Genomic DNA, 23105 nt, shown 5'->3' with positions numbered 1-23105 from the left:
GATGGAGCCGTGGCAACCCACCCCACCGCACCGGTTGGTCACCCTCAGGGCCCTGGTGAACAGGCTGTTCCCGGCCGACGACCACCCGGCGGGCTGGGAGGCCGGGCTCGACACCTTCCTCCCCGGCATCCTCGCCGGGGACGCGGCGGCCCTGGCACCGCTGGTCGAGACCGGGCTCGGGCTGCTGGACCACGAGACCTGCGCGCGTCACGCGGGCGGCCCCAGCTGCGGCGTCTCCTTCCACGACCTGGCCGAGGGCGAACAGGACGTGCTGATCGAGGAGTTGCTGGCCGGTGACGCGCGGGCCGAGTGGGGCGTCACCGACCCCGAGGAGTTCCTGCGCACCGTGGTCAGGCTGGGCGCCCAGGGCTTCTGGGGCGATCCCGGCAACGGCGGCAACCGCGACGGCGTGAGCTGGCGGCTGGTCGGCTACCGCGAACGGCCGGAAGGCGCCCAGTGGCCCGCGCCCGATCCCGCGCCGCCCGCCGTCACCGACTGGGACGCGATGGCCGGCCACTACGACGCCGTGGTCGTCGGCTCGGGCGCGGGCGGCGGGGTCGCCGCCTGCGTGCTCGCCGAGGCGGGCCACCGCGTGCTGCTGGTGGAACGCGGCACCTGGCTCACCCCCGACCGGCTCCGGGCCGACCATCTCCGCAGCCAGCGCCGCGTCGCCGTCCACGGCGACTACGACGCGACGGCCGGTCCGCCCGCCGAGGGCAACCCGAGGGTGGCGGCCGGCCAGGACGGCGAGGAGGTGGTCTGGCCCGAGGACCACCGCTGGGGCAACAACGCGATGACCCTCGGCGGCGGCACCCGCGTCTACGGCGCGCAGGCGTGGCGGTTCTGCCCCGAGGACTTCCGGATGGCCAGCGTCTACGGCGTCCCCGACGGCAGCAGCCTCGCCGACTGGCCCCTGGACTACGAGGAGTTGGCGCCGCACTACGAGCGCGCCGAGTGGGAGATCGGGGTCAGCGGCGACCCGCGCGGCAACGCCTTCGCCGACCCGCGCGCCCGGCCCTACCCCATGCCGCCGGTGCGTCCCAACGCGGTCGCCGCGCCGCTGGCGCGCGGCGCGAAGGAGCTGGGGCTGACCACCTCGCCGGTGCCGCTGCTGATCAACTCCACCGCCTACAACGGGCGTGGCGGCTGCGTGGGGTGCGCGGCCTGCGTCGGCTTCGGCTGTCCCGGCGACTTCAAGAACGACACCAGGAACACCGTCATCCCACGCGCCCTGGCCACCGGCCGCTGCGACGTGGTGACCGGGGTCAGGGCCGAGCACCTGGTCACCGACTCCGGTGGCCGGGTGGTCGCGGTGGCCCTGGCGACGTCGCGCGAGGGGACCGAGAGCGTGGAACGGCGCCAGGTGCGGGCGCGCGCGTTTCTGCTGGGCGCCGGCGCGATCGAGACCGCGCGCCTGTTGCTCAACAGCCCGTCCGCGCGCGAGCCGCACGGCCTGGGCAACAACCACGACCAGGTGGGCCGCCATCTCCAGGGCCACGGCTACGCCGGGGCGCACGCCCTCTTCGACGAGGTGGTCCAGGACTGCGTGGGGCCGGGCCCGAGCATCGCCTGCAACGACTTCCGCCACCACAACCCCGGGGTGGTCGGCGGCGGGATGCTCGCCAACGACTTCGTGCCGACGCCGCTCCAGGCGTACCAGACGCTGCTGTCGCTGGGGCAGATCCCCAGCTGGGGCACGGCCGCGATCCGCGGGCTGCGGGAGCTGTACCCGCGGCTGGCGATGGTGACCGGGCCGGTGCACGAGGTGCCGAGCCCCGAGTCCAGGGTGACGCTGGCGCCGGGGGTGAAGGACGCGTTCGGGGTGCCGGTGGCCCGGCTCAGCGGGCGGCCGCACCCCGCCGACCTGGGCGGGAAGCGGCTGCTCGCGGAGCGGGCGGAGAAGTGGCTGCGGGCCAGCGGCGCGCGGGCGGTCTTCCCGTTCGGCACCGTGCGGTCGACCCACCCGAGCGCCGGCCAACACCAGGCGGGCACCTGCCGGATGGGCGACGACCCGGCCTCCTCGGTCACCGACCCGTGGGGGAGGATCTGGGGGCACGCCAACGTGCGGGTGGTCGACGCCTCGCTCCACGTGACCAACGGCGGCGTCAACCCGGTGCTGACCATCCTCGCGCTCGCCTACCGCGTCGCCGGCCGGGCCGCGGAGGAGCTCGCCTGAGCCGTCGCGGGGTCCGCTCCCGGGCCCTGAGGAACCGGTTCTCCTCGGTGACGCGCTGCCCGCGCTCGGCCGGGCCGAGCCGGCGGGGGTCTACCGTTGACGCCGGGCTGTTCCCCCCCGGGACGTGACGGAGACGCCCCGGAGGGGGCGGACCGTCAGAACGGAACTGCTCACGGAGGACCGCATGACCACAACCGACGGCGCCCCGGTCTCCCGCTCGGGGACGTACCCGCTGGGCGGCGACCTGCCCGTGCACCGGCTCGGCTACGGAACGATGCAGCTCACCGGGCCCGGCGTCTGGGGCGATCCGGCCGACCCGGAGGAGGCGGTGCGGGTGCTGCGGCGCGCGGTCGAGCTGGGCGTCACGCTGATCGACACGGCCGACGCCTACGGCCCCTTCACGGCCGACCTGCTGCTGCGCCGCGCCCTGCACCCCTACCCGGAGGAGCTGGTGATCGCCACCAAGGCGGGTTTCACCCGCACCGGGCCCGACGCGTGGGTGCCCGTGGGGCGCCCGGAGTATCTGCGGCAACAGGTCGAGCTGAGCCTGCGGCACCTGGGCGTGGAGCGGATCGACCTGCTCCAGCTGCACCGCATCGACCCGAAGGTGCCGCTCGCCGACCAGCTCGGCACGCTCGCCGCGCTCCAGGCGGAGGGCAAGATCCGGCACATCGGGCTCAGCGAGGTGAGCGTCGCCGAGATCGAGGAGGCGTCCCGGCACGCCACGGTGGTCTCCGTGCAGAACCGCTACAACCTCGCCGACCGCGCCGCCGAGGACGTGTTGGAGTACGCGGAGGGCAACGGGCTCGGCTTCATCCCGTGGTTTCCCCTGGCCACCGGAGCATTGGCCCAGGGCGACGGGCCGCTGGCCAGGGTGGCGGCCGAGCAGCACGCCTCGCCGTCCCAGCTGGCGCTGGCCTGGCTGCTGCGCCGCTCACCCGTGGTGCTGCCGATCCCCGGCACCTCCCGCGTGGCCCATCTGGAGGACAACGCGGCCGCCGCCGAAGTGGAGCTGACCGACGCGCAGTTCGAGGCGCTGGCCGCGGCTGTCTGAGTCCGCCGGCCCTCCCGCCTCCGCTCAGCGGTCGAGCGCCGCCAGGGCGTCGACGGCCAGCCGGGACGACTCGGCTATCGCCTCCGGCGGCTGCCCGTCCGGCGCCCAGCTGCGGCGGACGACGGTGACCACCACGTTCCCCGCGCGGTGGCTCAACTCCAGGGAGCCCGGGGTGTCCTCCCGCCGCCAGTCGGTGCCGGCGACGTCCTGGGCGCCCTGGTGGTACGGCTGCCAGCCGAACCAGTCGGTGGCCGCCTCCACCGGCGTGGCCTCGGCCGAGCCGCGCCAGGCGAAGACCCGGTAGGCCAGCGTGAACTCGGCCTCCGCGTGCGCCAGTCGGCACTCCTCGACGCGGAAGGACTCGGCCCCGGTGGTCGACGGCTGCCCCTCCTCGGGAGCGCGCGCCAGCCCCAGGTCGGCCAGGCTCTCCTCGGCCACCGCGCACGGGTCGGGCGCACCCGCTTTCGCCTCGCCCCCGGGCCACCACGGCGCCTCCCACGGGTGGTCCCGGCGCAGCGCCCAGCCCGCCGCCATCGCCACCGCCAGCCCGACGGCCGTCCAGCGCAGCGCGAACCGCCGCCGCGTCCAGCCGCCGGCCGGCGGAGCGCTGAACGCCGGCTGCTCCGACCTGGACTCGGGTATCGCCGCCCGCAGCCCCGCGGCCGCCGCCTCGAACGCCCGTGGCCCGTGCGTCAGATGGCCGCGCGGCGCCGGCAGCCGCAGCCGCTCGCCGTCCCGCAGCAGCGCCTCGGAGCCTGCGGCGTCCACCGTGATCAGCCGTATGTGGTGCCAGGGGACCGCCCGTTCCTCGGCCAGCGGACGGCCCACATGGAGCGCCGAGCCGGAGACGACCAGCCGCGCCCGCTCGTGCCACACCAGCCGCCACAGCGCGACGGCGGCCAGCGCCAGCGCGACCAGCCGCAGCGAACGGAGCCCCTCCCGCTGGGCGAGGACCGCGCCGACGAGCAGCGCGAGAAGCACCAGCGCGTACCCGGGCACCGCGCCACGCGCGGCGCCGATCCGCCGCCGTCCTCCTGCCCCTTCATCTCGTGGCGCCATCGCCACCACCCCCCGTGGTCATGCGGTCTCCGACAGTGTGGCACGAGGCTCTGACAACGGGGTCGAGGTGCGGTCACCGCTCCGTACCGGACGTGCGACAGCCGTGCGCGCCGCGAAGGTTCAGCGTGCGGGCACCGCCGCGACGAACGCGGGTGAGGCGACCGCGTGCCGCACGCGTTCCGTCGGCTTCCCGGTGGCCGGGTCCAGGTCGAGGCCGATCACCGCGTCCCCGTGTTGCGAGGCCGCGTACATCCGCGTGCCCGCGGGGCCGCCGGCCGCCAGCGAGAAGTGCCGGGGCCAGGGTGCGCCCAGCGGGTACTCGGCGACCGCCCTCGGCGCGGTCGTGCCGTCGAGCGCCAGGACGGTGACGGTGTCGGGTCCCCGGTTGGAGGCCCAGCCGAGCCGGCCGTCCTCCGAGAGGCACAACTGCGCGCAGTAATTGCGCTCCGGCCCCGCGGAGGTCGGCACGCCGTCGTGCGGCGTGAAGACGCCGGGAGCCGACTCGGTCAGCGGAATGAGCTCGCTGGTCAACTCGGTCAGCACATAGGCCCGTCCGCCGCCCGCCCGCACCAGCTGCCGGGGGCCGCAGCCGGCCGGCAGCCGGGAGGCGATCCGGTCGACCAGCCGGCCCTCGGGGGTCAGCCGGTAGGACCACAGGGTGTCGGTGCCCAGGTCGACCACGGTGGCCAGGGTGCCGGTGGCGTCGAGCGTCACCATGTGGGCGTGCGGCGCCTCCTGCCGTTCCCGGTCCGGCCCCGAGCCCTCCAGCTCGGCCAGCTCCGTGCGCCCGGTGGGCGTCCCGCGCGCGTCGAGGGCGAGCACGGCGACGCTGCCGCTGCCGTAGTGCGCGACCAGCAGTCGCCGCCCGTCGGGCGTGACCGACAGATGGCACGGTGCGGCGCCGCCGCTGTCGAGCGTGGCCAGCACCCCGGGGGTGCCGTCGGCGTCCAGCGTGAACGCGGTGACGCGCCCCATGTCCAGCTCGTTGACCGCGTAGCCGACCGGCAGCGAGGGGTGCCAGGCGATCCACGAGCAGCCGGACACCTCCGTCTCGCCGACGGTGGAAAGCGTCCCGTCCGTGTCCTCCCGCAGCACGGTGAGCCCGGGGCCCGAGCCGCCGCTGTCCCCGGTGTAGGACCCCACACAGACCAGCCGGTCGCCCATCTCGCTCCGTCCGTCGCGCCGTTGTGCCCTCACACGGTAGGCCCAGGAGGTCCGTTTGGGGCCACTGGTGCGGGAGGTTCGGTGTGGACGAGAGATTTTCCGTATGGAAGAAGTTTCTCTAGCTCTATTTCCCATGAGTGGAACCCGTGAGAGATTGACCGCATGGCAGCACAACAGCGTGGACTCAGGGGCGGGCCGGTACTCGTCGTCGGGGGCGGACCGGTCGGGATGGTGGCCGCCGCATGGCTGGCGCGGTTCGACATCCCGGTGGTCCTGATCGAGGCCGAGGCCGAGCCGAAGACCGACTGGCGGGCCTCCACCTTTCACGCGGCGACGCTCGAACTCCTCGACGAGCTGGGCGTCGCCGAACAGATGCACGCCGAGGGTCTGCGCGTGCCGATCTACCACTTCAGGGACCGGACCGCGGGGCTGGTCGCCGAGTTCGACTTCGGGCTGCTCGCCGACGAGACGCCGTTCCCCTACCGGCTCCAGCTCAACCAGCAGCACCTGGTGCGGATGCTGCACGAGCGGCTGCGCGCCACCCCCGGCGTGGAGCTGCGCTTCGGCTGCCGGGTGACCGCGGTGGACCGCGGGCCGGACGGCGCCGGCGTCGAACTGCGGGCGGCCGACGGGACGACGGAGCGGCTGACCGGCTCCTACGTGATCGGCGCCGACGGCGCGGGCAGCACGGTGCGCCACGCGCTGGGCGTGGAGTTCACCGGCTTCACCTATCCGGAGCGCTTCCTCATCGCCAGCACCTCCGTCGACCTCTCCCGCGCCCTGCCCGGAATCGCCGAGGTCAACTACGTGGCCGACCCCCGGGAGTGGCTGTTCCTGCTGCGCACCCCCGAGTCCTGGCGCGCGGTCTGGCCGGTGCCCCCGGAGCAGGACGAACGGGAGGCGCTCGCCGAGGAGACGCTGCGGCGCCAGTTCCAGGGCGTGGCGCCCTGGCCGGAGGGTTATCCGATCATCGATCGGCAGCTCTACCGGGTCCACCAGCGGGTCGCCGGGACGTTCCGGGTCGGCAACGTGGCGCTGATCGGGGACGCGGCGCACATCAACAGCCCGATGGGGGGCGTCGGTCTCAACAGCGGCATCCACGACGCGGTCGACCTGGCCCGTCGCCTCGGCCGCGTCGCGGAGGGCGGCGCGGACGTGGAGGCGGAGCTGGACGCGTTCGACGAACGGCGGCGGGCCGTCGCCGTCGAGTACGTGCAGGCCGACACCCAGCGCAACACCGAGCGGCTGCGCGAGACCGACGCGACCCGCCGCCGCGCCGCCCACGACGAGATGCGCGCCATCGCCGGCGATCCGGAGCGCGCGCGGGCGTACATGCGCCGGGCATCGCTGCTGGAGAGCGTGCGCCGCTTCGGGATCGGCCTCCCGCCGGGGCGCGCCCCGGAGCCCGCCGTCAGCGCTCCCCACTGACCGCGCGCCCCGCATCCGCGGAACGCGCCGCACCGTCCGCCCGACATCCGACCAGGAGGCCCCATGTCCACCGCCGAGGAGAGCCGCGAGACCGAGGTGACCGACCCCGAACTGGACGCGCTCTACCGGGACATCGAAGCCGCCGAGCTGCGTCCGCTGTGGACCATCACCGAGCAGTTGCTCACCCCGACGCCCCGACCCAGGGCCGTTCCCTGGCTGTGGCGCGGCTCGGTGCTGCGCCCGCTCGCCGAACGCGCCATCCGGTTGGTCCCGGTCGAACGCGGCGGCGAGCGCCGGGTGCTCTCCCTGACCAACCCGGGGCTGGGCGGCCGCCCCTACGCGGCCGGCACCCTGTGGGGCGCCCTCCAGTGCCTCGGCCCCCGCGAGACCGCTCCGGCCCACCGGCACACCCCGGGCGCCATCCGCTTCGTCACCGAGGGCGAGGGCGTGTGGACCACCGTGAACGGCGACGCCTGCGACATGCGTCCGGGGGACCTGGTGCTCACCCCCGGCGGCGCCTGGCACGACCACGCCAACGGCGGCGACGGGCACATGTACTGGTTCGACGGTCTCGACCTGCCGATGATCGAGGCGTTGGACGCGATCTTCTTCGAGCCGCACCCCGAACTGCGCCAGCCGGTGGAGGGCGCGCACAACGCATCCGAGCGCCGGTTCGCCGCCGAGGGGGGCGCGTTCGCCGACACCATGGTCCCGGGCGCGGTGCGCGGGGCGCTGGACCCGGAGCCCTCGGGGCTGCTGGTCTACCGCTGGGAGGAGACCGACCGGCGGCTGACCGAGCTGGCGAACGAGGGCGGGGAGCCGCTGGTCAGCGTCGAGTTCACCAACCCGCGCTCGGGCGCCAGCGTGCTGCCCACCCTCTCCTGCGGGATGCACCGGGTGCGGCCCGGCGGCGCCTCCGCGCCGGTGCGGCGCAGCGGCAACCGGGTCTACGTCGTCTTCCGCGGCTCGGGACACAGCGTGATCGCGGGCCGCCGCTTCGACTGGACGGCGGGCGACATGTTCGTGGTCCCGTCCTGGGCGGCCGAGGAGCACCACGCGACGGGCGCGGGCGCCGACCTGTTCTCGCTCGGCGACGACCCGGTGCTCCGCGCGCTCGGCGTCTTCCGCGAGGAGACCCTGGCGGAGCCGCAGGAGATCACCGACGTCTTCGGCTGAGCCGGGACGGCGCACCGGGCCGCGAGGCCCCACACCGCGAACCACCGGCCGCGCCGAACGGCCGCCGGGAGAGGGAAAGGCAGACGAGATGAAGCTGGCGCTCTTCGACGACCACCGCCTGGGCGTGGTGGACGAGACGGGGGAGACGCCCCTGGTGGTCGACGTCACGGACGCGCTGGGGTGGGAGCACGACCCCGACCCGGTGACGGCGGGCTGGTGGCGGCGGCTGTGCCGGGACTTCGCCGGCGCGCGCGGCCGGCTGGCCGAGGCGGCGGCGCGCGGCACCGGCCGCCCGCTGGCCGAGGTGCGGCTGCGCGCCCCCGCGCTCAACCCGAGCAAGATCGTGGCCTGCGCCTGCAACTACGCCGACCACGTCGCGGAGATGCACGAGGTCCAGGAGCGCACCCTGGGCGGCGTCGAGTCCTGGATGATGAACTTCGACGTCTTCCTCAAGTCCCCGTCCTCGCTGTCGGGCCCGGCCGAGGACATCGTGCTGCCCACCGAGGTCGTCGAGGCCGGGCAGGAGATCCACCACGAGTCCGAGCTGGTCATCGTCGTCGGCACGGGCGGCAGCGACATCCCGCGGGAGCGCGCGCTGGAACACGTGCTGGGGTACACGCTCGGGCTGGACATCACGGTCCGCTCGGCGGCCGACCGTTCGCGCCGCAAGAGCTACGACACCTTCAGCCCGCTCGGCCCGTTCCTCACCACCGCCGACGAGGTGGGCGACGCCGGCGGCCTGGGCATCCGGCTCGACGTCAACGGCGGGGAGCGCCAACGCGTCAACACGGCCGACCTGTTGACGCCGGTGCCGGACATCGTCTCCTACGCCTCCCACATGATGACGCTGCTTCCGGGCGACCTCATCTTCACCGGGGCGCCCCCCGGCGTCGGCGCCATCGTCCCCGGGGACCGGGTGCGCGCCTCGATCGACGGGGTGGGCACGTTGGACCTCGCCGTCCGGCGGGGCTGACGCGGGGGGTTCCCGCGCCGGAGCGCACTACCTCGGGAACCCTTTCAACAGAAAAGAACTGGGCTAGAATTCTGTTATGTCGAATGAAGCGTCAGGGTCCAGCTCGGTGGACAACGCCCTCCGTCTGCTCGAACTCATCGGCGAGCGGCAGGCGTTGCGCGTCTCGGACGCCGCCGGCGAGCTGGGCGTGGCGCCCTCCACCGCGCACCGGCTGCTCAACGCGCTGCGCAAGCGCGGGTTCGTGATCCAGGAGAAGCCCAACACCGCCTACCGGCCCGGCCCGGTGCTCAACGAGATCGGGCTCGCCGCCATCGGCCGCGTCGACATCCGGCAGGTCGCGCGGCCGGTGCTGGAGGAGATCCGCGACCGCACCGAGGAGACGGTCAGCCTCTCCCTGCTTGAGGGGCGCAACGTGCGCTTCATCGACTGCCTGGAGAGCCCCCGCGCGGTCCGCGTCGGCAACCGCACCGGCGTCGTGCTGCCCGCCCACTGCACCGCCGCGGGCAAGGCCATACTGGCCGCCATGCCGGAGCCGGAGCTCTCGCGCCGCTACGACAGCGCCGAACTGGACACCCGCACCTCGGCCTCCGTCGCCGACTGGCCCAGCCTGGCCGCCGAGTTGCACGAGATCCGGCGCCGTGGCTACGCCGTCAACGTCGAGGAGGGCGAACGCGGCATCTCCGCCGTCGCCGCCGTGCTGCGCGACCGCGCGGGCACCCCGTTGGCCTCACTCGCGGTCGTGGTGCCGGCGCACCGGCTGGCCTCCCGGGCGGAGGCCGGCGGGCTGGCCGACCATCTGCTGGCCGCGCGGGACCGCCTCCAGGAGACCCTGCGCGGCCGGTTCACCGCCTGAGACCGGCCCGGCCGCGCTCACGCCACCGCGTAGAGCGCGCAGGCGAAGCCGAAGCCGGTCACGCCGATCAGCGTCTGCATCACCGTCCAGGTCTTCAACGTGGTGCGCACGTCCATGTTCATGAAGCGGCCCACCAGCCAGAACCCCGAGTCGTTGACATGGCTGGCGAGGATCGAGCCGCCCGCCAGCGCCAGCACCAGCGCGGTCAGCGCCAACGACGAGAAGTCCCCGCCCTCGACCACCGGCTGGGTCAGCCCGGCCGCCGTGGTCAGCGCCACCGTCGCCGAACCCTGCGCGATCCGCAGCGCGGCGGCGATCAGGAACGCCGCGACCACCACCGGCAGCCCCAGGTCCGCCAGGGTCCCCGAGAGCGCGTCCCCGATGCCGCTGGCCCGCAGCACCGCGCCGAACATCCCGCCGGCGCCGGTGATCAGGATGATCGAACAGACCGGGCCCAGCGCCGAGTCGGTCAGCTCCTCCACGACCTCACGGCCCCGCCCGCGCCGCGTGCCCAGCACATGCCCGGCCACCAGCACCGCGACCAGCAGCGCCACCGGCGTCGAGCCCAGCGCCCGCACCGGCTCGTACCAGCTCTCCTCACCGGTGAGCCAGCCCGCGGCCCTGGCGGCGTCCAGACCGGTGTTGGCGAAGATCATCACCAGCGGGAGCAGCAGCAGCGCGATCACCGTGCCGGGGCGCGGCGGCTCCTCCTGCTCCTCCGCCCGCGGGCCGCCGGTCAGCAGGTCGGGAAGGGGGAGATCCACCCGCCCGCCGACCCACAGCCCGAAGAGATAGCTGGTCACATACCAGGTCGGCACCGCGATCAGCAGCCCGAAGACCGTCACCAGACCCAGGTCCGCGCCCAGCAGTTCGGTCGCCGCCACCGGGCCCGGGTGCGGCGGCAGGAAGGCGTGCATCACCGAGAACGCGCCGGCCGCCGGCAGCCCGTACCGCAACACCCCGCCGCCCAGCCGCCGTGCCACGGCGAAGATGATCGGCAGCATCACCACGAGGCCGGCGTCGAAGAAGATCGGGAAACCGAAGATCAACGAGGCCACCCCGAGCGCCAACGGCGCCCGTTCCTCGCCGAACCGGCGGATCATCCCGTCGGTCAACGCCTGCGCCCCGCCGCTGACCTCGATCAACCGGCCCAGGATCGCGCCGAGTCCGACCAGCAGCGCGACGTTGGCCAGGGTGTCACCGAAGCCGCCGGTCAGCGTCGGCATCACCTGCTCCGACGGGATGCCGGTGGCGAACGCGGTGCCCAGGCTGACCGTGATCAGCGCCAGGAACGCGTGCATCCGCAGCACGATGATCAAGGCCAGCAGGACGACGACCGCCACCCCGGCGATGGACAGCAGTGGTCCGGTGGAAAGGGTCTGTACCCATTCGTCGTCCGGGGACATCAGCGTCAGCTCCGTCGCTGGTCGGGGCCAGTTGACCCGCCCGAGGGCAGGCGTCGGGGGACCGTACCAGTACCCACACCCGCCCCGGAAGACTTCTGGCGCACCCCCGCCGGGGTCCCGCTGTCAGTGGCCGGCTGTAGTCTCGGGGAGACGGAAAGCGAGGGGGAGGAGCGCGGCATGGCGAGCGGGGGAGTCTCCCGGCGGGAGATGGTCAGGCGCCGGCGGCAGGCGGGGTTCGTGGGCAGGGCGCGGGAGTTGGCGCTCTTCAGGGACAACCTCGCCCGGGGCGTCGCGGACGACGACTACCAGTTCGTCTTCCATGTCTCCGGCCACGCGGGTGTCGGCAAGACGGCGCTGGTCAGGCAGTGGGAGAAGCTCGCGGTCGAGCAGGGCGCCGTGACGACCTATGTCGAGGACGACGTGTACGGGCCCGTCGAGGCGATGGCGGCCCTCGCCCGGCAGTTGACCGCCCTCGGCCGTCCGCTGAAGGACTTCGACAAGCGGCTGGCCCACTACCGCAGGCTCGGTCAGGAGCTGGCGGCCGCCCCCGAGCAGGAGGACCCGCACGCCGAGCCCGGCATGGCCAGCGGCGTCCTCGCCCGCGCCGGCCTCGCCGGCCTCGGGCTGCTGCCGGGCGGCGGCGCGGTCGCCGGCGTCCTCGACGCGGACGAGGTCGCCCGGCGCGCCGAGCGGCTGCGGGCCGCGCTCGGCGCCAGGATCAAGGGCACGGAGGACGCGGCGCTGCTGCTCGACCCGGTCGGCGAGCTGAGCGCCGTCTTCGTCCGCGACCTCCAGGAGTTGGCCGGGCGGGTCCCCTGGGTGGTGCTCTTCTTCGACACCTACGAGCGGACCGTCCCGGCGATCGACGGCTGGCTGCGCGAGCTGGTGCTGGGCGGCCGGCACGGGGAGTTGCCGATCAACGTCATCGCGGTGCTCGCCGGCCAGGGCCGGCTCGACGCCGGGCGCTGGCGCGACGCGCTCGACCTCGTGCGGGAGGTGCCGCTGGACATCTTCACCGAGGAGGAGGTGCGCGCCCTGCTCGCGCGGCGGGGCGTCAGCGAGGAGGGCGCGGTGCGGACCGTGCTGCGCCGTTCCCGGGGCCTGCCCCTGCTGGTGCCGATGGCGGCCGAGCAGGCCGCCGGCGGGGCCGAGGCCGTCGAGGATCCCTCGGACACGGCGGTCGACCTCTTCCTCGCGGGGGTGGGCGACCCCGGCCGCCGCGAGACGCTGCTGGCCTGCGCGCTGCCCGCCCGGCTGGACGAGGACGTCTACCGGGTGGTCGCCGGTGAGGGCGCCGACGACTACGACTGGCTGCGCACCCGGTCGTTCGTGAGCGAGGCCGCCGGCCGCCGCCGCTACCACGACGTCATCCGCGTTCCGATGCTCCAGTTGCTGCGCACCCGCTCGCCCAACCGCTGGCGGGAGACCCATCTCCGGCTCGCGGAGGCGTACCGGGCCTGGCGCGTGACGCTGGAGGAGTCGCTGCCGTCGTCGTACCGCAGATGGGACCACGCCCGGTGGCAGGAGCTGCGGATCGAGGAGAGCTACCACCGGCTCTGTGCGGCACCGCACGAGGCGCTGCCCGAGGCGCTGACGGACGCCGCGCACGCCGGGGCGCACGGCGAGGAGCACCAGTTGCGCTGGGCGCGGCTGGTGGCCAGGGCGGGGGCCGACGCCGAGGAGCCGGAGCTGGCGGCGTTGGGGGAGCGGCTGCTGACGGTCGAGCCGGACGACTGGGAGGGGATGCTGACGGTGCTGCTGGAGGCTCCTCACCTCGACCGGGTGACGCGGGCGGAGATCCGTGCGGAGCGCGGGGAGGCGAGGCTGCGCGCGGGCGACCTCCCCGGCGCGGTGGACGACCTGACGGGCGCGCTGACCCTGCACCCGGAGCACCCCTGGGCCCACGCGAGCCGCGGGGAGGCCCACTGGCGGGAGGACCGGTACACGCTCGCGCTGGCCGACTACACGGAGGCCACGGCGCGCCTGCCCCAGAGGGCCTCGTTCCACGCGCGGCGGGGCGACATCCACCATGCCCTGGGGAGGCGGGAGGAGGCCGTGGCCGACTACGGGCGGGCGCTCGACCTGCGACCGGACCTGGGGTGGGCGCACGCGCACCGGGGCCGGGTCCGCGCCGACCAGGGGCAGTGGGACGCGGCGCTCGCCGACTTCGACCACGCCCTGGCCATCGACGCCGAGGACCCCTGCGCTCTGAGCAGCCGGGCCCGCACCCTGCTGCGGGCAGGTCGTTTCGCGGACGCGCTCGACGCCTACGACCGGACGCTCGCGGTGCGCCCGGACGACCCGGGCGAGCTGTCCGGTCGAGCCCTGGCCCTGCTCGGGCTCGACCGGACGGCGGAGGTGCTTCCCGCGCTGGACCGGGCGATCGAGTCGGCGCCGGAGGACGCCTCGCTGCGCGGGCAGCGGGCCGTCACGCTGCTGGTGCTCGGCCGGGTCGAGGAGGCGCTGGCCGACTTCGACGCGGCGCTCGGGGCCGCGTCCGACGACGCGTCGCTGCTGTCGCAGCGCGCCGAGGCACGGCTCATAGCGGGCGCGCACGCGGCGGCGCTGGCCGACCTGGAGCGGCTGGTGGCGGCGGAGCCGGACCGTCTCTGGCACCTGATCCGCCGCGCCGAGGCGCGGCTGGTGGTCGAGGGCCCCGACGCGCCGGTCGCCGACGACCTCGCGCGGGCGGTGGCGGGCGAGGAGCGCGGCGCCTGGGCCTGCCTGGTGGCCGGGGCGCTCCATCGGGCGTCGGGCCGGCCCGCCGAGGCGGACCTCCTGTGGGAGCGGTCGCTCGCCGTGCTCACCGAGCTGACGGGGGAGGAGGGGGCCGACGAGGCCGCCTGGGGCAATCTCTTCCTGCTGCACTGTGCCAGGAAGGACGCGGAGGCGGCCGACGCGGCGGGAGCGGGGCTGCTGGCCGCCGCCCCGCTCCCGCTGGCCCTGCTGACCTGTTGCGCCGCCCTGGACCGGCTGCGCCGGCTGCTGGGTCTCGACCCGGACTGGGTGGCCGAGCGCACCCGCCCGCTGCGGGCGCGCCTGGGGTGAGGGGCCGCCGGCGAGCGGCGGAGCCGGGCCCGGTCGAGCGCGCGGCCGGGCTCAGGGGATGAGGACCCGTCGGCCGCGCGCGTGACCGGCCTGGCTGTCGCGGTGCGCGGCGGCGGCCTCGGACAGCGGGTAGGACTTCTCGACCGGGATGTGCAGCCGTCCGCGCGTGATCAGGTCGACGGCCTCGGCGAGGGCGTCGGGCATACTCCCGGCCACGCCGGAGAAGCGGACCCCGTGGTCGGGCGCGCCCAGGTCGGCGATGGAGACGACCCGGTCCGGACGGCCGGTCAGCTCGACGAGCGCGGGCACCACCCCCGAGCCCGCCACGTCGAGCGCCGCGTGCACGGGGCCCAGCCCCCGCACCCGTTCGACCCAGCCCTCGCCGTAGGTCGTGGGGACGGCGCCGAGACCGCGCAGGTACTCCTGGTTGGCGGCGCCGGCGGTGCCGATCACCGCGATGCCGCGTTCCCGCGCGATCTGGAGCACCGCCGAGCCGACCCCGCCGGAGGCGCCGCTGACCAGCAGCGTCTGCCCGGGGCGCACGCCGACCTCGCGGAGGATCCGCAGCGCGGTCTCCACCACCGAGGGGTAGCCGGCCGCCTCCTCGAAGGACAGCCCCTCGGGCATCCGCGCCCAGGCGGAGAGCACGGCCGACTCGGCGTAGGTGCTCGCGCCCTCCCCGAACACCCGGTCGCCGACCGCGACCCCCTCGACGCCCGCGCCGATCTCGTCGACGATCCCGGCGGCGTCCAGCCCCACGCCGGAGGGGAGTCGGGTCGGATGGGCGCCGAGGACCTGGCCCTCGCGGACTCTCCAATCGGCGGGGTTGACCCCCGCCGCCTTCACGACGACACGTATCCGGCCGGGGCCCGGGTGGGGCTCCTCGGCGTCCACCAGCCGCAGCACCTCGGGACCGCCGAACTCGGCGAAGCTCACTTTCCTCATGGGCCCGAACGTAGCGCTAACGGTTAGCTTTTCCAAACGGGTTCGATTTCGTGGCTGATAGCGTGCGAGGCATGACCGTCCCGACCGGACGTCGCGCACGCAAGAAGGCCGCGACCCGACAGAAGATCGCCGACGCCGCCCTGCGGCTCTTCCTGGAGCGCGGCTACGAGGAGGTGGGCATCCGGGAGGTGGCCGCCGAGGCCGACGTGGCCGTGACCACGCTCTTCGCGCACTTCCCCGCCAAGGAGGCGCTGGTCTTCGAGCGGGACCAGGACTTCGAGCGCGGCCTGGTCGGCGCGGTCACCGAGCGGGCCCCGCACGAGCCCCTGGTAGCCGCGCTGCGTCGCGAGGTGCTGGCCCGGGTGCGGCACTGCGCCGCGGAGGGCGCCGCCCCGGTGCGGCGTCTGATCGAGGAGTCACCCGCCCTGCGCAGACACGAGGAGTCGATGCTGCTGCGCCACGCGGACGCGCTGGCGGCGGCCCTCGCCGCCGACCTCGGCCTGCCCCGGGCCACCACGGTCTGCCGGACGCTCGCGCGGTTCGTCGTCGACGCCCACACGCTGGCCAGGGAGGCGGACGACCCGGAGGCCGCCGTCGACGAGATCTTCCCGATGATCGAGGCGGCCTGGGCCGTCGCCTTCCCCGGGGCCGGTCCCCCCGGGGCCGCGGATCAGTCCGCGGCCCAGCTCTCGTAGTCCAGATCCGCCTCGGTGAGCCCGATCTCCCGCATCACCCCGTGGATGGTCTCCACCGACTCCCGGTCGGTGGTGCCGCGCCAGACGGGCAGGTTCATCCGCCCGGCCAACTCCGGGGCCAGTTCGCTGATGTCGGGCAGCGCCTCGCGGAACGCGTCCGGGTCCTCGGCGATCGACTCGGCCGTCCGTTCCACCCCCGCCCGGAACGCCGCCACCAGCTCCGGGTCCTCCGCGACCCGGTCCGAGGTCATCAGGAAGGTGCCGATCTGGAGCCCCGGCCGGGTGTGGACATAGGGGCCGGCCAGCGGGCGCAGCCCCTGGGAGATCCCGATGGTGGCGAACGGCTCGATCAGCACGCCCGCGTCCACGTCGCCCCGGCTGATCGCCGCCGGCATGTCCGGCAGCGGCATCTCGACGAAGCGGACGTCGTCGTTGGTGAGCCCGGCCTCGCCAAGCACCGAGTTGACCACCACGTCGTTGATGTTCTGGAGGGAGTTGACCGCGATCCGTGTGCCGTCCAGGTCCTCCGGCGAGGTGATCGGACTCCCCTCGGGGACCACCAGCTGGGCGAAGTCCCGTTCCTCCGTCTCGTCGGTCGAGGTGCCGGCCGCCACCATCTGGATCGGCATCCGCCGGCCCATCGCGATCAGCGCCGAGACCACGTTGGAGCCGGCCACGTCGATGTCGCCGCTGAGCAGTGCCGGGATCACGCTGGCGCCGCCGCTGGACGGGCTGACCTGGAGGTCGACGCCCTCGTCGGCGAAGTATCCCTCGCGCACCCCGTAGGCCAGGAACGAGGAGGGCACGCCCGCCGTCTCGGAGACCACCAGCGTGTCGCCGTCGCCGCCGCCCGAGATGTTGGCGCCCGACAGGTCGCCGCCGTAGTCGGTGCAGGCCGCGGTGGTCAGCACCATCAACCCGGCGAGCCCGCCTGCCAGCGCGCCGGCGCGGCGCCTCCGGCGCGCGGTCGGTCGCCGCGCGCTCATGCCGCCACCGACCCGCCGTCGATCGCGGCGAACAGCTCGCCGCGCAGCCGGGCGAACTCCGGCTCCTGCTTGGTCAGCACCTGGTTCCTCGGGCGCGGCAGGTCCACCGTGACCGCGTGCCCCACCGTCGCCGGCGGGCGCAGCACCAGCACCCGGTCGCCCAGGTAGATCGCCTCGTCGATGTCGTGGGTCACGAAGAGCACGGTGATTCCGTAGCGCTCCTTCACCCTCAGCAGCAGATCCTCAAGACCGGACCTGGTCTGGGCGTCCACGGAAGCGAACGGCTCGTCCATCAGCAGGATGCGCGGCCGGTACGCCAGGGCGCGCGCGATCGCGACGCGCTGCTGCATCCCGCCCGAGAGCTGCCACGGGTAGCGGTCGCCCCGGTCGGCCAGCCCGACGGCCTCCAGCGCCTCCTCGGTCGCCCGCCGCGCGTCGTTCTTCTCGATGCCCTTGTAGCGCAGCGGGAAGGCGATGTTGCGGCGGACCGTCATCCACGGCAGCAGCGAGCGGCTGTAGTCCTGGAAGACGAAGGCCATGTCCTCCGGCGGTCCGGTGACCGGCTTCCCGCGCAGCGTGATCTCGCCGGCGGTGAAAGGGATCAGTCCCGAAAGGCAGCGCAGCATCGTCGTCTTGCCGCAGCCCGAGGAGCCGAGGATGCAGACGAACTCCTGGTCGCCGACCGTGAAGTCGAGGTCGGCGACGGCCGGAGCCGCGGACGGGTCGGGTCCGTAGACCTTCCGCAGGTGGGAAACTTCGAGCATCAGACTTCTCCGTCGGACGAGGCGGACGAACGGGCCGACGAGGCGGCGGGGGCGGGCGGGGCGGGAGCGTGGGGGCGCCGCTTGCCGAAGGGCGACCGCCGGGCGGAGCGGGTGCCCCCGGTCGCCGGGCCGGCCAGCCCCTTGAGGCCGAAGTGCCAGGCCAGAACGCGACGTTCGAGGCGCAGAAAGAGCCAGTTCAGTACGTAACCGAGCACCCCGAGCAGGATGATGCCGGTCCACATCTCCGGGATCGCGAACGAACGCTGCTGCTCCAGCACGAAGTAGCCCAGGCCGTTGCTGCTGGCCACCATCTCGGAGACGACCATCAGGATGATCGCGATCGCCAGCGAGGTGCGCATCCCGGCGAAGATCCGGGGCCCGGCCGCTGGCAGGATGATCCGCCAGACCCGGGCCGCCAGCGGGATGCGGTAGGCGCGCGCCATGTCCAGCTGCTGGGAGTCGACGCCGCGCACGCCGTCGATCGTGTTGAGCAGGATGGGCCAGACCGCGCCGAGCACGATCACGAAGATCTTGGAGCTGTCACCGGAGCCGAAGAGCAGCAGCGAGAACGGGATCAACGCCGGCGCCGGCAGCGCCCGCAGGAACTCGACCACCGGCTCGGCGGCCGTGCGCAGCACCCGCGACATCCCGAGCAGCAGCCCCACCGAGACGCCGACCAGCACCGACGCCAGATAGCCGGCGCTCATCCGGGTCAGCGAGGGCACCAGGTCGCTGCCGACGCGGTCGAAGAGCCACAGCTCACCGAAGTACCGCCCGATCTCGTCCAGCGGCGGGAAGTAGAAGCTCTGCGCCCGGGAGGCCCACAGGGCGTAGCCGACCAACACGGTCACGGGCAGGGCGAGTTCGAGCAGGAACCCGAGGACTCTGCGGTTCACTGGGCGACCTCCTGACGCTGCGAGGGATGCCACTTCAGCAGCCGGCGTTCGATCGCCTGGAACGCCAGGTTGATCACCCAGCCGACGAGTCCGGTCACGATGATCAGCGCGTACATGCGTGGCAGGTTGGCGTTGGACTGGGCGACCACGATCGACTGGCCGAGCCCCGGGGCGCCCACCACCAGCTCGGCCGTGACGGCCAGCACCAGCGCGATGGCCGAGGCGATCCGCAGGCCGGTGGCGATGTAGGGGGCGGCGCTGGGCAGCGTGACCCGCAGGAAGCGGGCGCGGGCCGGCAGGCCGTAGGACCGGGCGGTGTCCCGCACCACCGGGTCCACGTCCTGCACGCCGTAGATCACCTGGAGCAGAATCGGCCAGAAGGTGACGAAGACGATCAGGAAGACCTTCATCTCCAGGCCGACGCCGTAGACCAGCACCGCCAGCGGGATCAGCGCGACCGACGGCACGGGCCGGCAGAACTCGATCACGACGCGGGTCATCCGGTACGCGGTCGCGTTCGAGCCCAGCAGGATGCCGCTGGGCACGGCGAGCAGCGTGGCCAGCGCGATGCCCAGGCCCCAGCCGCTGAGCGTCCTGCCGATCTCGGTCCACAGCGGCTGGCCGGCGGCCAGCTTGAAGAGCTCGACATAGGTGTCGGTCATCGGCGGGAACCAGTCGCGCGAGAGCAGCCCGGTGCGCGAGCACGCCTCCAGGGCCAGCAGCACCGCCAGCACGCCGCTGACCTTCAGGCCGAGGTCACGCAGCCAGCGCTGATCGAGCAGCCGCCGCAGTCTTCCGGAGGTGTCCGCCAGGTTCGCCCGAGCTGTCCCCTGCGGAGCACTTGTGACCGTTGCGGTCCCTTCGAGGCTCATGATGCGACAGAGGTAGTTTCGGACCAGCTCATGGCGACTCCTTCGTGCGTGAAGCGGGTGTCTCGCAAGCTACGACCTGATTCCGCCTACAGCAATACATTCGCTGGAAGTTCCCTCTATAAGAAAAACTGCCGGTCCCGGGCGTGGGAATTACGGGCATGAGCCACGAAAAGCGGCGGTGCCGCGCCCCCCTGCCGGGGAGCGCGGCACCGCCGCGTCGCTGGGTTCTCGGGCGTCGCGCCCGGGGGATCAGCCCCTGATGCGCTCGCTGATCCACGCGCCGGACTCCTTCAGCGAGCCCGGGTCGGACCAGGTGCCCGCGTCGCAGGTACCGGGCTCGAAGACGGCGCCGGTGCGGAAGTCGTCCGAGTAGTTCCAGTTGGTCCAGCTGATGTTCTTCTCGGCCAGCAGGTCCAGGTAGCGCTGGGCGAACGCGAAGTCGGCGCCGCCGTCACCGGTGTACTCCTCGGTGCCGAACTCCGTGACGAAGATCGGCAGTTGGTCGGCGGCGCGGGCCAACGTGTCGATGTAGCCCTCCTGGTGGGAGGCGGCGTAGAAGTGGAACGTGTACATCACGTTCTCCGCGTTCACCGGGTCGGCGACGATCTCCGCCTCGTCCGAGCCGTCCGAGACGCCCAGCGAGGACCAGCCCGGGGTGCCGACGATCACCACGCCGTCCGGGTCGCCGGCCCGCACGACGGGGATGACCTCCTCGGCGTAGCTCCTGATCGAGGACCAGCCGACGCCGTTGGGCTCGTTGGCGATCTCGTAGAGCAGGTTGTCCTGGTCGCCGTGGCGGGCGGTGATGTCGGTGAAGAACTGCTTGGCCAGTTCCGTGTTCGCGTTCGGGTCGCCGGGGGTCAGCATGTGCCAGTCGACGATCACATACATGCCGCGTGCGGTCGCCTGGTCGATGATCCGACTGGCCAGGTCGGTGAAGTAGGCGGGGTCGGTCTCGTAGCCGTCCTCCTGCACATAGGTGGAGACGCGGATCACGTCGGCGCCCCAGTCGCCGGCCAGGACGTCCAGTGACTCGTCGGTCACGCAGTTCTCGTACCACTGGGTGCCGTGCGTGCTCATGCCGCGCAGTTGCACGGGCGTGCCGTTCTCGCCGCAGAGGGTGGTCCCGCAGACCTCCAACGCGCCGTGTTCCGCGAACGGGGTGACGGCCTCGGGCGCCGCGTCGGCGGCCTCGCCCTCCTCGCCGGCGGTCGCCAGCGAGGCCCCGGCGAACGCGGTGCCCGCGGCCAGCGCGCCGGCCAACCACAGCCGCGCCGAGCGGTGTTGACGGGACCGGCGGCCGGCGGCCGAGGCCCGGTCTGCTGAACCCTGGACTTCCGAACGGAAGGATCGCGACATACGCATAACCTGTCTTCTCCGATCGCGCCGGGGCGGGGCGGCCCGAGGCGGTGGGGGATCGCGGGAGCTGGGTCGGCCCTGAAGGTAAGCAGACTTGGGGAAGCCGTCAATAGTCCGTACCAATGCGCCCGTTGGGCTCCGCCGCCGTCCGGAGGTGCTCCGCCGCACGTCGCGCCCGCTCGACCGGTCACGGAGAAGGGGCTCATCGTCACGGGGAGGCTTGGTAGTGTGCCCGGGAGGATTGGCTGTTGAGCTAACTGGCTCGTGTGGTGAGGTGTGTTATGACGCAGGGCAGGGTTGTCCGGTTCGACGACATTCGCGGTTACGGATTCATCATCCCCGACGAGGGTGGCGAGGACGTCTTCATGCACGCGAACGACCTTCTGGACGACAAGCATCTGTACCAGCCGGGCACCGTCGTGGAGTTCGACGTCGCCGAGGGGGAGCGCGGCCCGAAGGCGTCGCTGGTGAGCGTCGTCAAGAAGGGCGCCGCCGCTCCCGCCGAGACCTCGGCGCCCGCCGCGGCCGCGGCCCGCGCGGAGCCGACCGCCGCGGGGGTGGTCGAGGACGGGCTGTGCGACGTGCTCTCCCCGCGCGAGTTCCGGCAGGAGCTGACCGAGACCCTGCTGGAGGGCGTCCCCAGCCTCACCGCCGCGCAGATCCTCCAGGTGCGCCAGGGCGTGGAACGCCTCGCCCGCGGCCACGGCTGGCTCGCCTCCTGAGCGCCCCCGGACCCCGCTGAGGGGTCTCCGTGATCCACCCCGCCCCGCCGGCCACCGCGCCCGGCGGGGCGCGGCCGTTCCGGGGGTTTTTCGCGCGACGCGCCAGGCTAACGGGAGCGATGTGCGCGAAAAACGTTCAGACTGCCGGTCTCAGGTGCTAGTGTCGGCTGTATGCTGCTGCTCAGCTTCACGGTACGGAATCACAAGAGCATCCGTGACGAGCTGGTCCTCGACCTGACCAAGCCGACGCTGCGGACCCTGCGGCCGAGAAGTGGCACCCGTTGGGCGGAGCACGTCTACCCGCTCGCCGGAATCTTCGGGGCGAACGCCTCGGGCAAGTCGGCCCTGCTGGACGCCTTCTCGTACGCGTTCGCCGCTGTCCGGAGGTCGGCGACCTCGTGGCAGGAGAAGCCGGTCATGATGCGGGCCCCGTTCCTGCTGGACGACGAGTCGGCGGATGCTCCCAGCGGCTACGTGTTCGACTTCGTGCACGACGACCGGCGGTACGTCTACGGGTTCGAGGTGGACGCGGAAGGTGTCGCCAGGGAGTGGCTGCGGGACGTCCCCTCGACGCGTTGGCGCACCCTGCTCGACCGCGACCGGGCGGCCGGCCGCACCAAGCTGCACCCTGACCTGCGCCCGATCGGGGACGTGACGGCGCGTGAACTGGTACTGAGCCGGGCCATGCTGCTCCGTCATCCGCAGCTGTCCCCGGTCGCCCTCGGCCTGGTGGACGCCTACGACGCGATGTCCGTGCGCGAGACACACCGGGAGCGTCGGCTGGCCTCCATCACGGACTCCCTGGTCAACGGGTCGATCACCTTCGACGACATCGTCACCCTGCTCCAGGTCGCGGACATCGGTGTCGACCACGTCGATGTCCAGGAGGACGCGCTGCCGGCCCGGGTTCAGGAGGTCGTGCGGAGCATCAAGGAGCTCTTCGAGGGCAACGTGGGCAAGGGGGCCGAGGAGGCTGACACGTCGGAGGCGAAGCCCACGCTGCTCTTCGAGGGGGTGCTCGGGGAGGAGGGATCCGACGCCGTCGTCCGCAACCTGCTCTTCACCCACCGCGGCGGAGGGGCGAATCCGCCACCCCCCTTTCCTCTCCACGCCGAGAGCGACGGGACGATCGCCTGGTTGGCGCTCGTCGTGCCCGCGTTGGAGGCGTTGCGTCGCGGCGGGCTGTACTGCGTCGACGAGATCGACTCCAGCCTCCACCCCCACCTTCTGGAGGTGCTGCTGGGACTCTTCGCCGACCCCGAGCTCAACGGCAGGGGCGCGCAACTGATCTTCACCAGCCACGAGAGCTATGTGCTCTCTCCGTTGAGCGACGTCACCCTCGAACCGGAGCAGGTGTGGTTCACCGACAAGTCGCCCGAGGGGGTCACCCTGCTGACGTGTCTGGCCGACTTCCCCAGGCACAGGGACGCGAACGTCGCGAAGCGCTACCTCACCGGCCGCTACGGGGGCACTCCCCGGCTGGCGCCGAGCGCTCTCGCCCGGGTGCTTGCCCCGGGAGCGGCCTGACC

19 protein-coding genes are annotated in these 23105 nt (G+C 73.4%); 10 read left to right on the top strand and 9 right to left on the bottom strand.

Going from position 1 to position 23105, the window contains the following annotated elements; all coding sequences use genetic code 11:
* Window position 1: 1 nt before the first annotated feature.
* Entirely contained in the window at window positions 2-2176 is a 2175-nt protein-coding gene (locus tag CRP51_RS07460) for a GMC family oxidoreductase (protein ID WP_097230214.1), read from the top strand.
* A 184-nt stretch (window positions 2177-2360) separates the two neighbouring features.
* Window positions 2361-3230, top strand: coding sequence for an aldo/keto reductase (locus CRP51_RS07455; RefSeq protein WP_097230213.1), 870 nt, complete (start codon window positions 2361-2363; stop codon window positions 3228-3230).
* Window positions 3231-3254: 24 nt separating this feature from the next.
* Here the strand turns inward: CRP51_RS07455 and CRP51_RS07450 are convergent, their stop codons facing one another.
* Together CRP51_RS07450 and CRP51_RS07445 are read right to left on the bottom strand one after the other, a co-directional pair.
* Entirely contained in the window at window positions 3255-4289 is a 1035-nt protein-coding gene (locus tag CRP51_RS07450) for a hypothetical protein (protein WP_141514560.1), read from the bottom strand.
* A gap of 120 nt (window positions 4290-4409) precedes the next feature.
* Window positions 4410-5453 (bottom strand): lactonase family protein, encoded by a 1044-nt coding sequence (locus tag CRP51_RS07445; protein ID WP_170970458.1) that lies wholly within the window; start codon window positions 5451-5453, stop codon window positions 4410-4412.
* A gap of 162 nt (window positions 5454-5615) precedes the next feature.
* Here CRP51_RS07445 and CRP51_RS07440 point away from each other — a divergent pair, with 162 nt between their 5' ends.
* From CRP51_RS07440 to CRP51_RS07425, 4 genes are all read left to right on the top strand, one after another.
* The gene (locus tag CRP51_RS07440; protein WP_097230210.1) at window positions 5616-6881 is read left to right on the top strand and encodes an FAD-dependent oxidoreductase; all 1266 of its coding nucleotides are present in this window, start codon (window positions 5616-5618) and stop codon (window positions 6879-6881) included.
* A 63-nt stretch (window positions 6882-6944) separates the two neighbouring features.
* Window positions 6945-8057: a cupin domain-containing protein gene (locus CRP51_RS07435; protein WP_097230209.1), complete on the top strand. Its 1113-nt coding sequence runs from the start codon at window positions 6945-6947 to the stop codon at window positions 8055-8057.
* Window positions 8058-8145: 88 nt separating this feature from the next.
* Window positions 8146-9030, top strand: a complete 885-nt coding sequence (locus tag CRP51_RS07430; RefSeq protein WP_097230208.1) for a fumarylacetoacetate hydrolase family protein — start codon at window positions 8146-8148, stop codon at window positions 9028-9030.
* Window positions 9031-9106: 76 nt separating this feature from the next.
* Window positions 9107-9883 carry an IclR family transcriptional regulator gene (locus CRP51_RS07425; protein WP_097230207.1) on the top strand — a complete coding sequence of 259 codons (777 nt, stop codon included), beginning with the start codon at window positions 9107-9109 and terminating at the stop codon, window positions 9881-9883.
* Window positions 9884-9900: 17 nt separating this feature from the next.
* Here the strand turns inward: CRP51_RS07425 and CRP51_RS07420 are convergent, their stop codons facing one another.
* A complete protein-coding gene (locus tag CRP51_RS07420; protein ID WP_097230206.1) occupies window positions 9901-11289 on the bottom strand; it encodes a GntP family permease in 1389 nt (462 codons plus the stop codon).
* 177 nt (window positions 11290-11466) lie between these two features.
* Between CRP51_RS07420 and CRP51_RS07415 the strand changes: the two genes are divergently transcribed.
* A complete protein-coding gene (locus tag CRP51_RS07415) occupies window positions 11467-14337 on the top strand; it encodes an ATP-binding protein (RefSeq protein WP_097230205.1) in 2871 nt (956 codons plus the stop codon).
* A gap of 51 nt (window positions 14338-14388) precedes the next feature.
* Here the strand turns inward: CRP51_RS07415 and CRP51_RS07410 are convergent, their stop codons facing one another.
* Window positions 14389-15282, bottom strand: a complete 894-nt coding sequence (locus tag CRP51_RS07410; RefSeq protein WP_170970457.1) for an NADP-dependent oxidoreductase — start codon at window positions 15280-15282, stop codon at window positions 14389-14391.
* Window positions 15283-15353: 71 nt separating this feature from the next.
* On the opposite strand from CRP51_RS07410, the gene CRP51_RS07405 reads away from it, so the two are divergent.
* A complete protein-coding gene (locus CRP51_RS07405; protein WP_097230203.1) occupies window positions 15354-15977 on the top strand; it encodes a TetR/AcrR family transcriptional regulator in 624 nt (207 codons plus the stop codon).
* Here the strand turns inward: CRP51_RS07405 and CRP51_RS07400 are convergent.
* From CRP51_RS07400 to CRP51_RS07380, 5 genes are all read right to left on the bottom strand, one after another.
* Window positions 15953-16963 carry an ABC transporter substrate-binding protein gene (locus CRP51_RS07400; protein ID WP_097230202.1) on the bottom strand — a complete coding sequence of 337 codons (1011 nt, stop codon included), beginning with the start codon at window positions 16961-16963 and terminating at the stop codon, window positions 15953-15955. The genes CRP51_RS07405 and CRP51_RS07400 overlap by 25 nt on opposite strands.
* Window positions 16960-17727 (bottom strand): ABC transporter ATP-binding protein, encoded by a 768-nt coding sequence (locus CRP51_RS07395; RefSeq protein WP_097230201.1) that lies wholly within the window; start codon window positions 17725-17727, stop codon window positions 16960-16962. Before CRP51_RS07395 ends, CRP51_RS07400 begins: the two co-directional genes overlap by 4 nt.
* Complete coding sequence (locus tag CRP51_RS07390) at window positions 17727-18623, bottom strand: ABC transporter permease (protein ID WP_245880424.1); 897 nt, start codon at window positions 18621-18623, stop codon at window positions 17727-17729. Before CRP51_RS07390 ends, CRP51_RS07395 begins: the two co-directional genes overlap by 1 nt.
* Window positions 18620-19495: an ABC transporter permease gene (locus CRP51_RS07385; protein WP_097230200.1), complete on the bottom strand. Its 876-nt coding sequence runs from the start codon at window positions 19493-19495 to the stop codon at window positions 18620-18622. The genes CRP51_RS07390 and CRP51_RS07385 overlap by 4 nt, the downstream gene beginning before the upstream one ends.
* A 249-nt stretch (window positions 19496-19744) precedes the next feature.
* Window positions 19745-20854 carry a glycoside hydrolase family 5 protein gene (locus CRP51_RS07380; RefSeq protein ID WP_097230199.1) on the bottom strand — a complete coding sequence of 370 codons (1110 nt, stop codon included), beginning with the start codon at window positions 20852-20854 and terminating at the stop codon, window positions 19745-19747.
* Window positions 20855-21135: 281 nt separating this feature from the next.
* Between CRP51_RS07380 and CRP51_RS07375 the strand changes: the two genes are divergently transcribed.
* Window positions 21136-21576 carry a cold-shock protein gene (locus CRP51_RS07375; protein WP_097230198.1) on the top strand — a complete coding sequence of 147 codons (441 nt, stop codon included), beginning with the start codon at window positions 21136-21138 and terminating at the stop codon, window positions 21574-21576.
* Window positions 21577-21747: 171 nt separating this feature from the next.
* Complete coding sequence (locus CRP51_RS07370; protein WP_097230197.1) at window positions 21748-23103, top strand: AAA family ATPase; 1356 nt, start codon at window positions 21748-21750, stop codon at window positions 23101-23103.
* The last annotated feature ends 2 nt before the right edge of the window (window positions 23104-23105 follow it).

This window comes from Streptomyces zhaozhouensis (assembly GCF_900230195.1).
Classification (GTDB): domain Bacteria; phylum Actinomycetota; class Actinomycetes; order Streptomycetales; family Streptomycetaceae; genus Streptomyces; species Streptomyces zhaozhouensis.
The sequence above is the reverse complement of the archived record's forward strand: the minus strand, read 5'-3'. Positions and strand labels throughout refer to the sequence as shown.

What these genes read in the sequence shown, in the direction of transcription:
- CRP51_RS07460 (WP_097230214.1), top strand. Translation starts at nt 2, where the DNA reads ATGGAGCCGTGGCAACCCACCCCACCGCACCGGTTGGTCACCCTCAGG.
- CRP51_RS07455 (WP_097230213.1), top strand. Translation starts at nt 2,361, where the DNA reads ATGACCACAACCGACGGCGCCCCGGTCTCCCGCTCGGGGACGTACCCG.
- CRP51_RS07450 (WP_141514560.1), bottom strand. Translation starts at nt 4,289, where the DNA reads ATGGCGCCACGAGATGAAGGGGCAGGAGGACGGCGGCGGATCGGCGCC.
- CRP51_RS07445 (WP_170970458.1), bottom strand. Translation starts at nt 5,453, where the DNA reads ATGGGCGACCGGCTGGTCTGTGTGGGGTCCTACACCGGGGACAGCGGC.
- CRP51_RS07440 (WP_097230210.1), top strand. Translation starts at nt 5,616, where the DNA reads ATGGCAGCACAACAGCGTGGACTCAGGGGCGGGCCGGTACTCGTCGTC.
- CRP51_RS07435 (WP_097230209.1), top strand. Translation starts at nt 6,945, where the DNA reads ATGTCCACCGCCGAGGAGAGCCGCGAGACCGAGGTGACCGACCCCGAA.
- CRP51_RS07430 (WP_097230208.1), top strand. Translation starts at nt 8,146, where the DNA reads ATGAAGCTGGCGCTCTTCGACGACCACCGCCTGGGCGTGGTGGACGAG.
- CRP51_RS07425 (WP_097230207.1), top strand. Translation starts at nt 9,107, where the DNA reads ATGTCGAATGAAGCGTCAGGGTCCAGCTCGGTGGACAACGCCCTCCGT.
- CRP51_RS07420 (WP_097230206.1), bottom strand. Translation starts at nt 11,289, where the DNA reads ATGTCCCCGGACGACGAATGGGTACAGACCCTTTCCACCGGACCACTG.
- CRP51_RS07415 (WP_097230205.1), top strand. Translation starts at nt 11,467, where the DNA reads ATGGCGAGCGGGGGAGTCTCCCGGCGGGAGATGGTCAGGCGCCGGCGG.
- CRP51_RS07410 (WP_170970457.1), bottom strand. Translation starts at nt 15,282, where the DNA reads ATGAGGAAAGTGAGCTTCGCCGAGTTCGGCGGTCCCGAGGTGCTGCGG.
- CRP51_RS07405 (WP_097230203.1), top strand. Translation starts at nt 15,354, where the DNA reads ATGACCGTCCCGACCGGACGTCGCGCACGCAAGAAGGCCGCGACCCGA.
- CRP51_RS07400 (WP_097230202.1), bottom strand. Translation starts at nt 16,963, where the DNA reads ATGAGCGCGCGGCGACCGACCGCGCGCCGGAGGCGCCGCGCCGGCGCG.
- CRP51_RS07395 (WP_097230201.1), bottom strand. Translation starts at nt 17,727, where the DNA reads ATGCTCGAAGTTTCCCACCTGCGGAAGGTCTACGGACCCGACCCGTCC.
- CRP51_RS07385 (WP_097230200.1), bottom strand. Translation starts at nt 19,495, where the DNA reads ATGAGCCTCGAAGGGACCGCAACGGTCACAAGTGCTCCGCAGGGGACA.
- CRP51_RS07380 (WP_097230199.1), bottom strand. Translation starts at nt 20,854, where the DNA reads ATGTCGCGATCCTTCCGTTCGGAAGTCCAGGGTTCAGCAGACCGGGCC.
- CRP51_RS07375 (WP_097230198.1), top strand. Translation starts at nt 21,136, where the DNA reads ATGACGCAGGGCAGGGTTGTCCGGTTCGACGACATTCGCGGTTACGGA.
- CRP51_RS07370 (WP_097230197.1), top strand. Translation starts at nt 21,748, where the DNA reads ATGCTGCTGCTCAGCTTCACGGTACGGAATCACAAGAGCATCCGTGAC.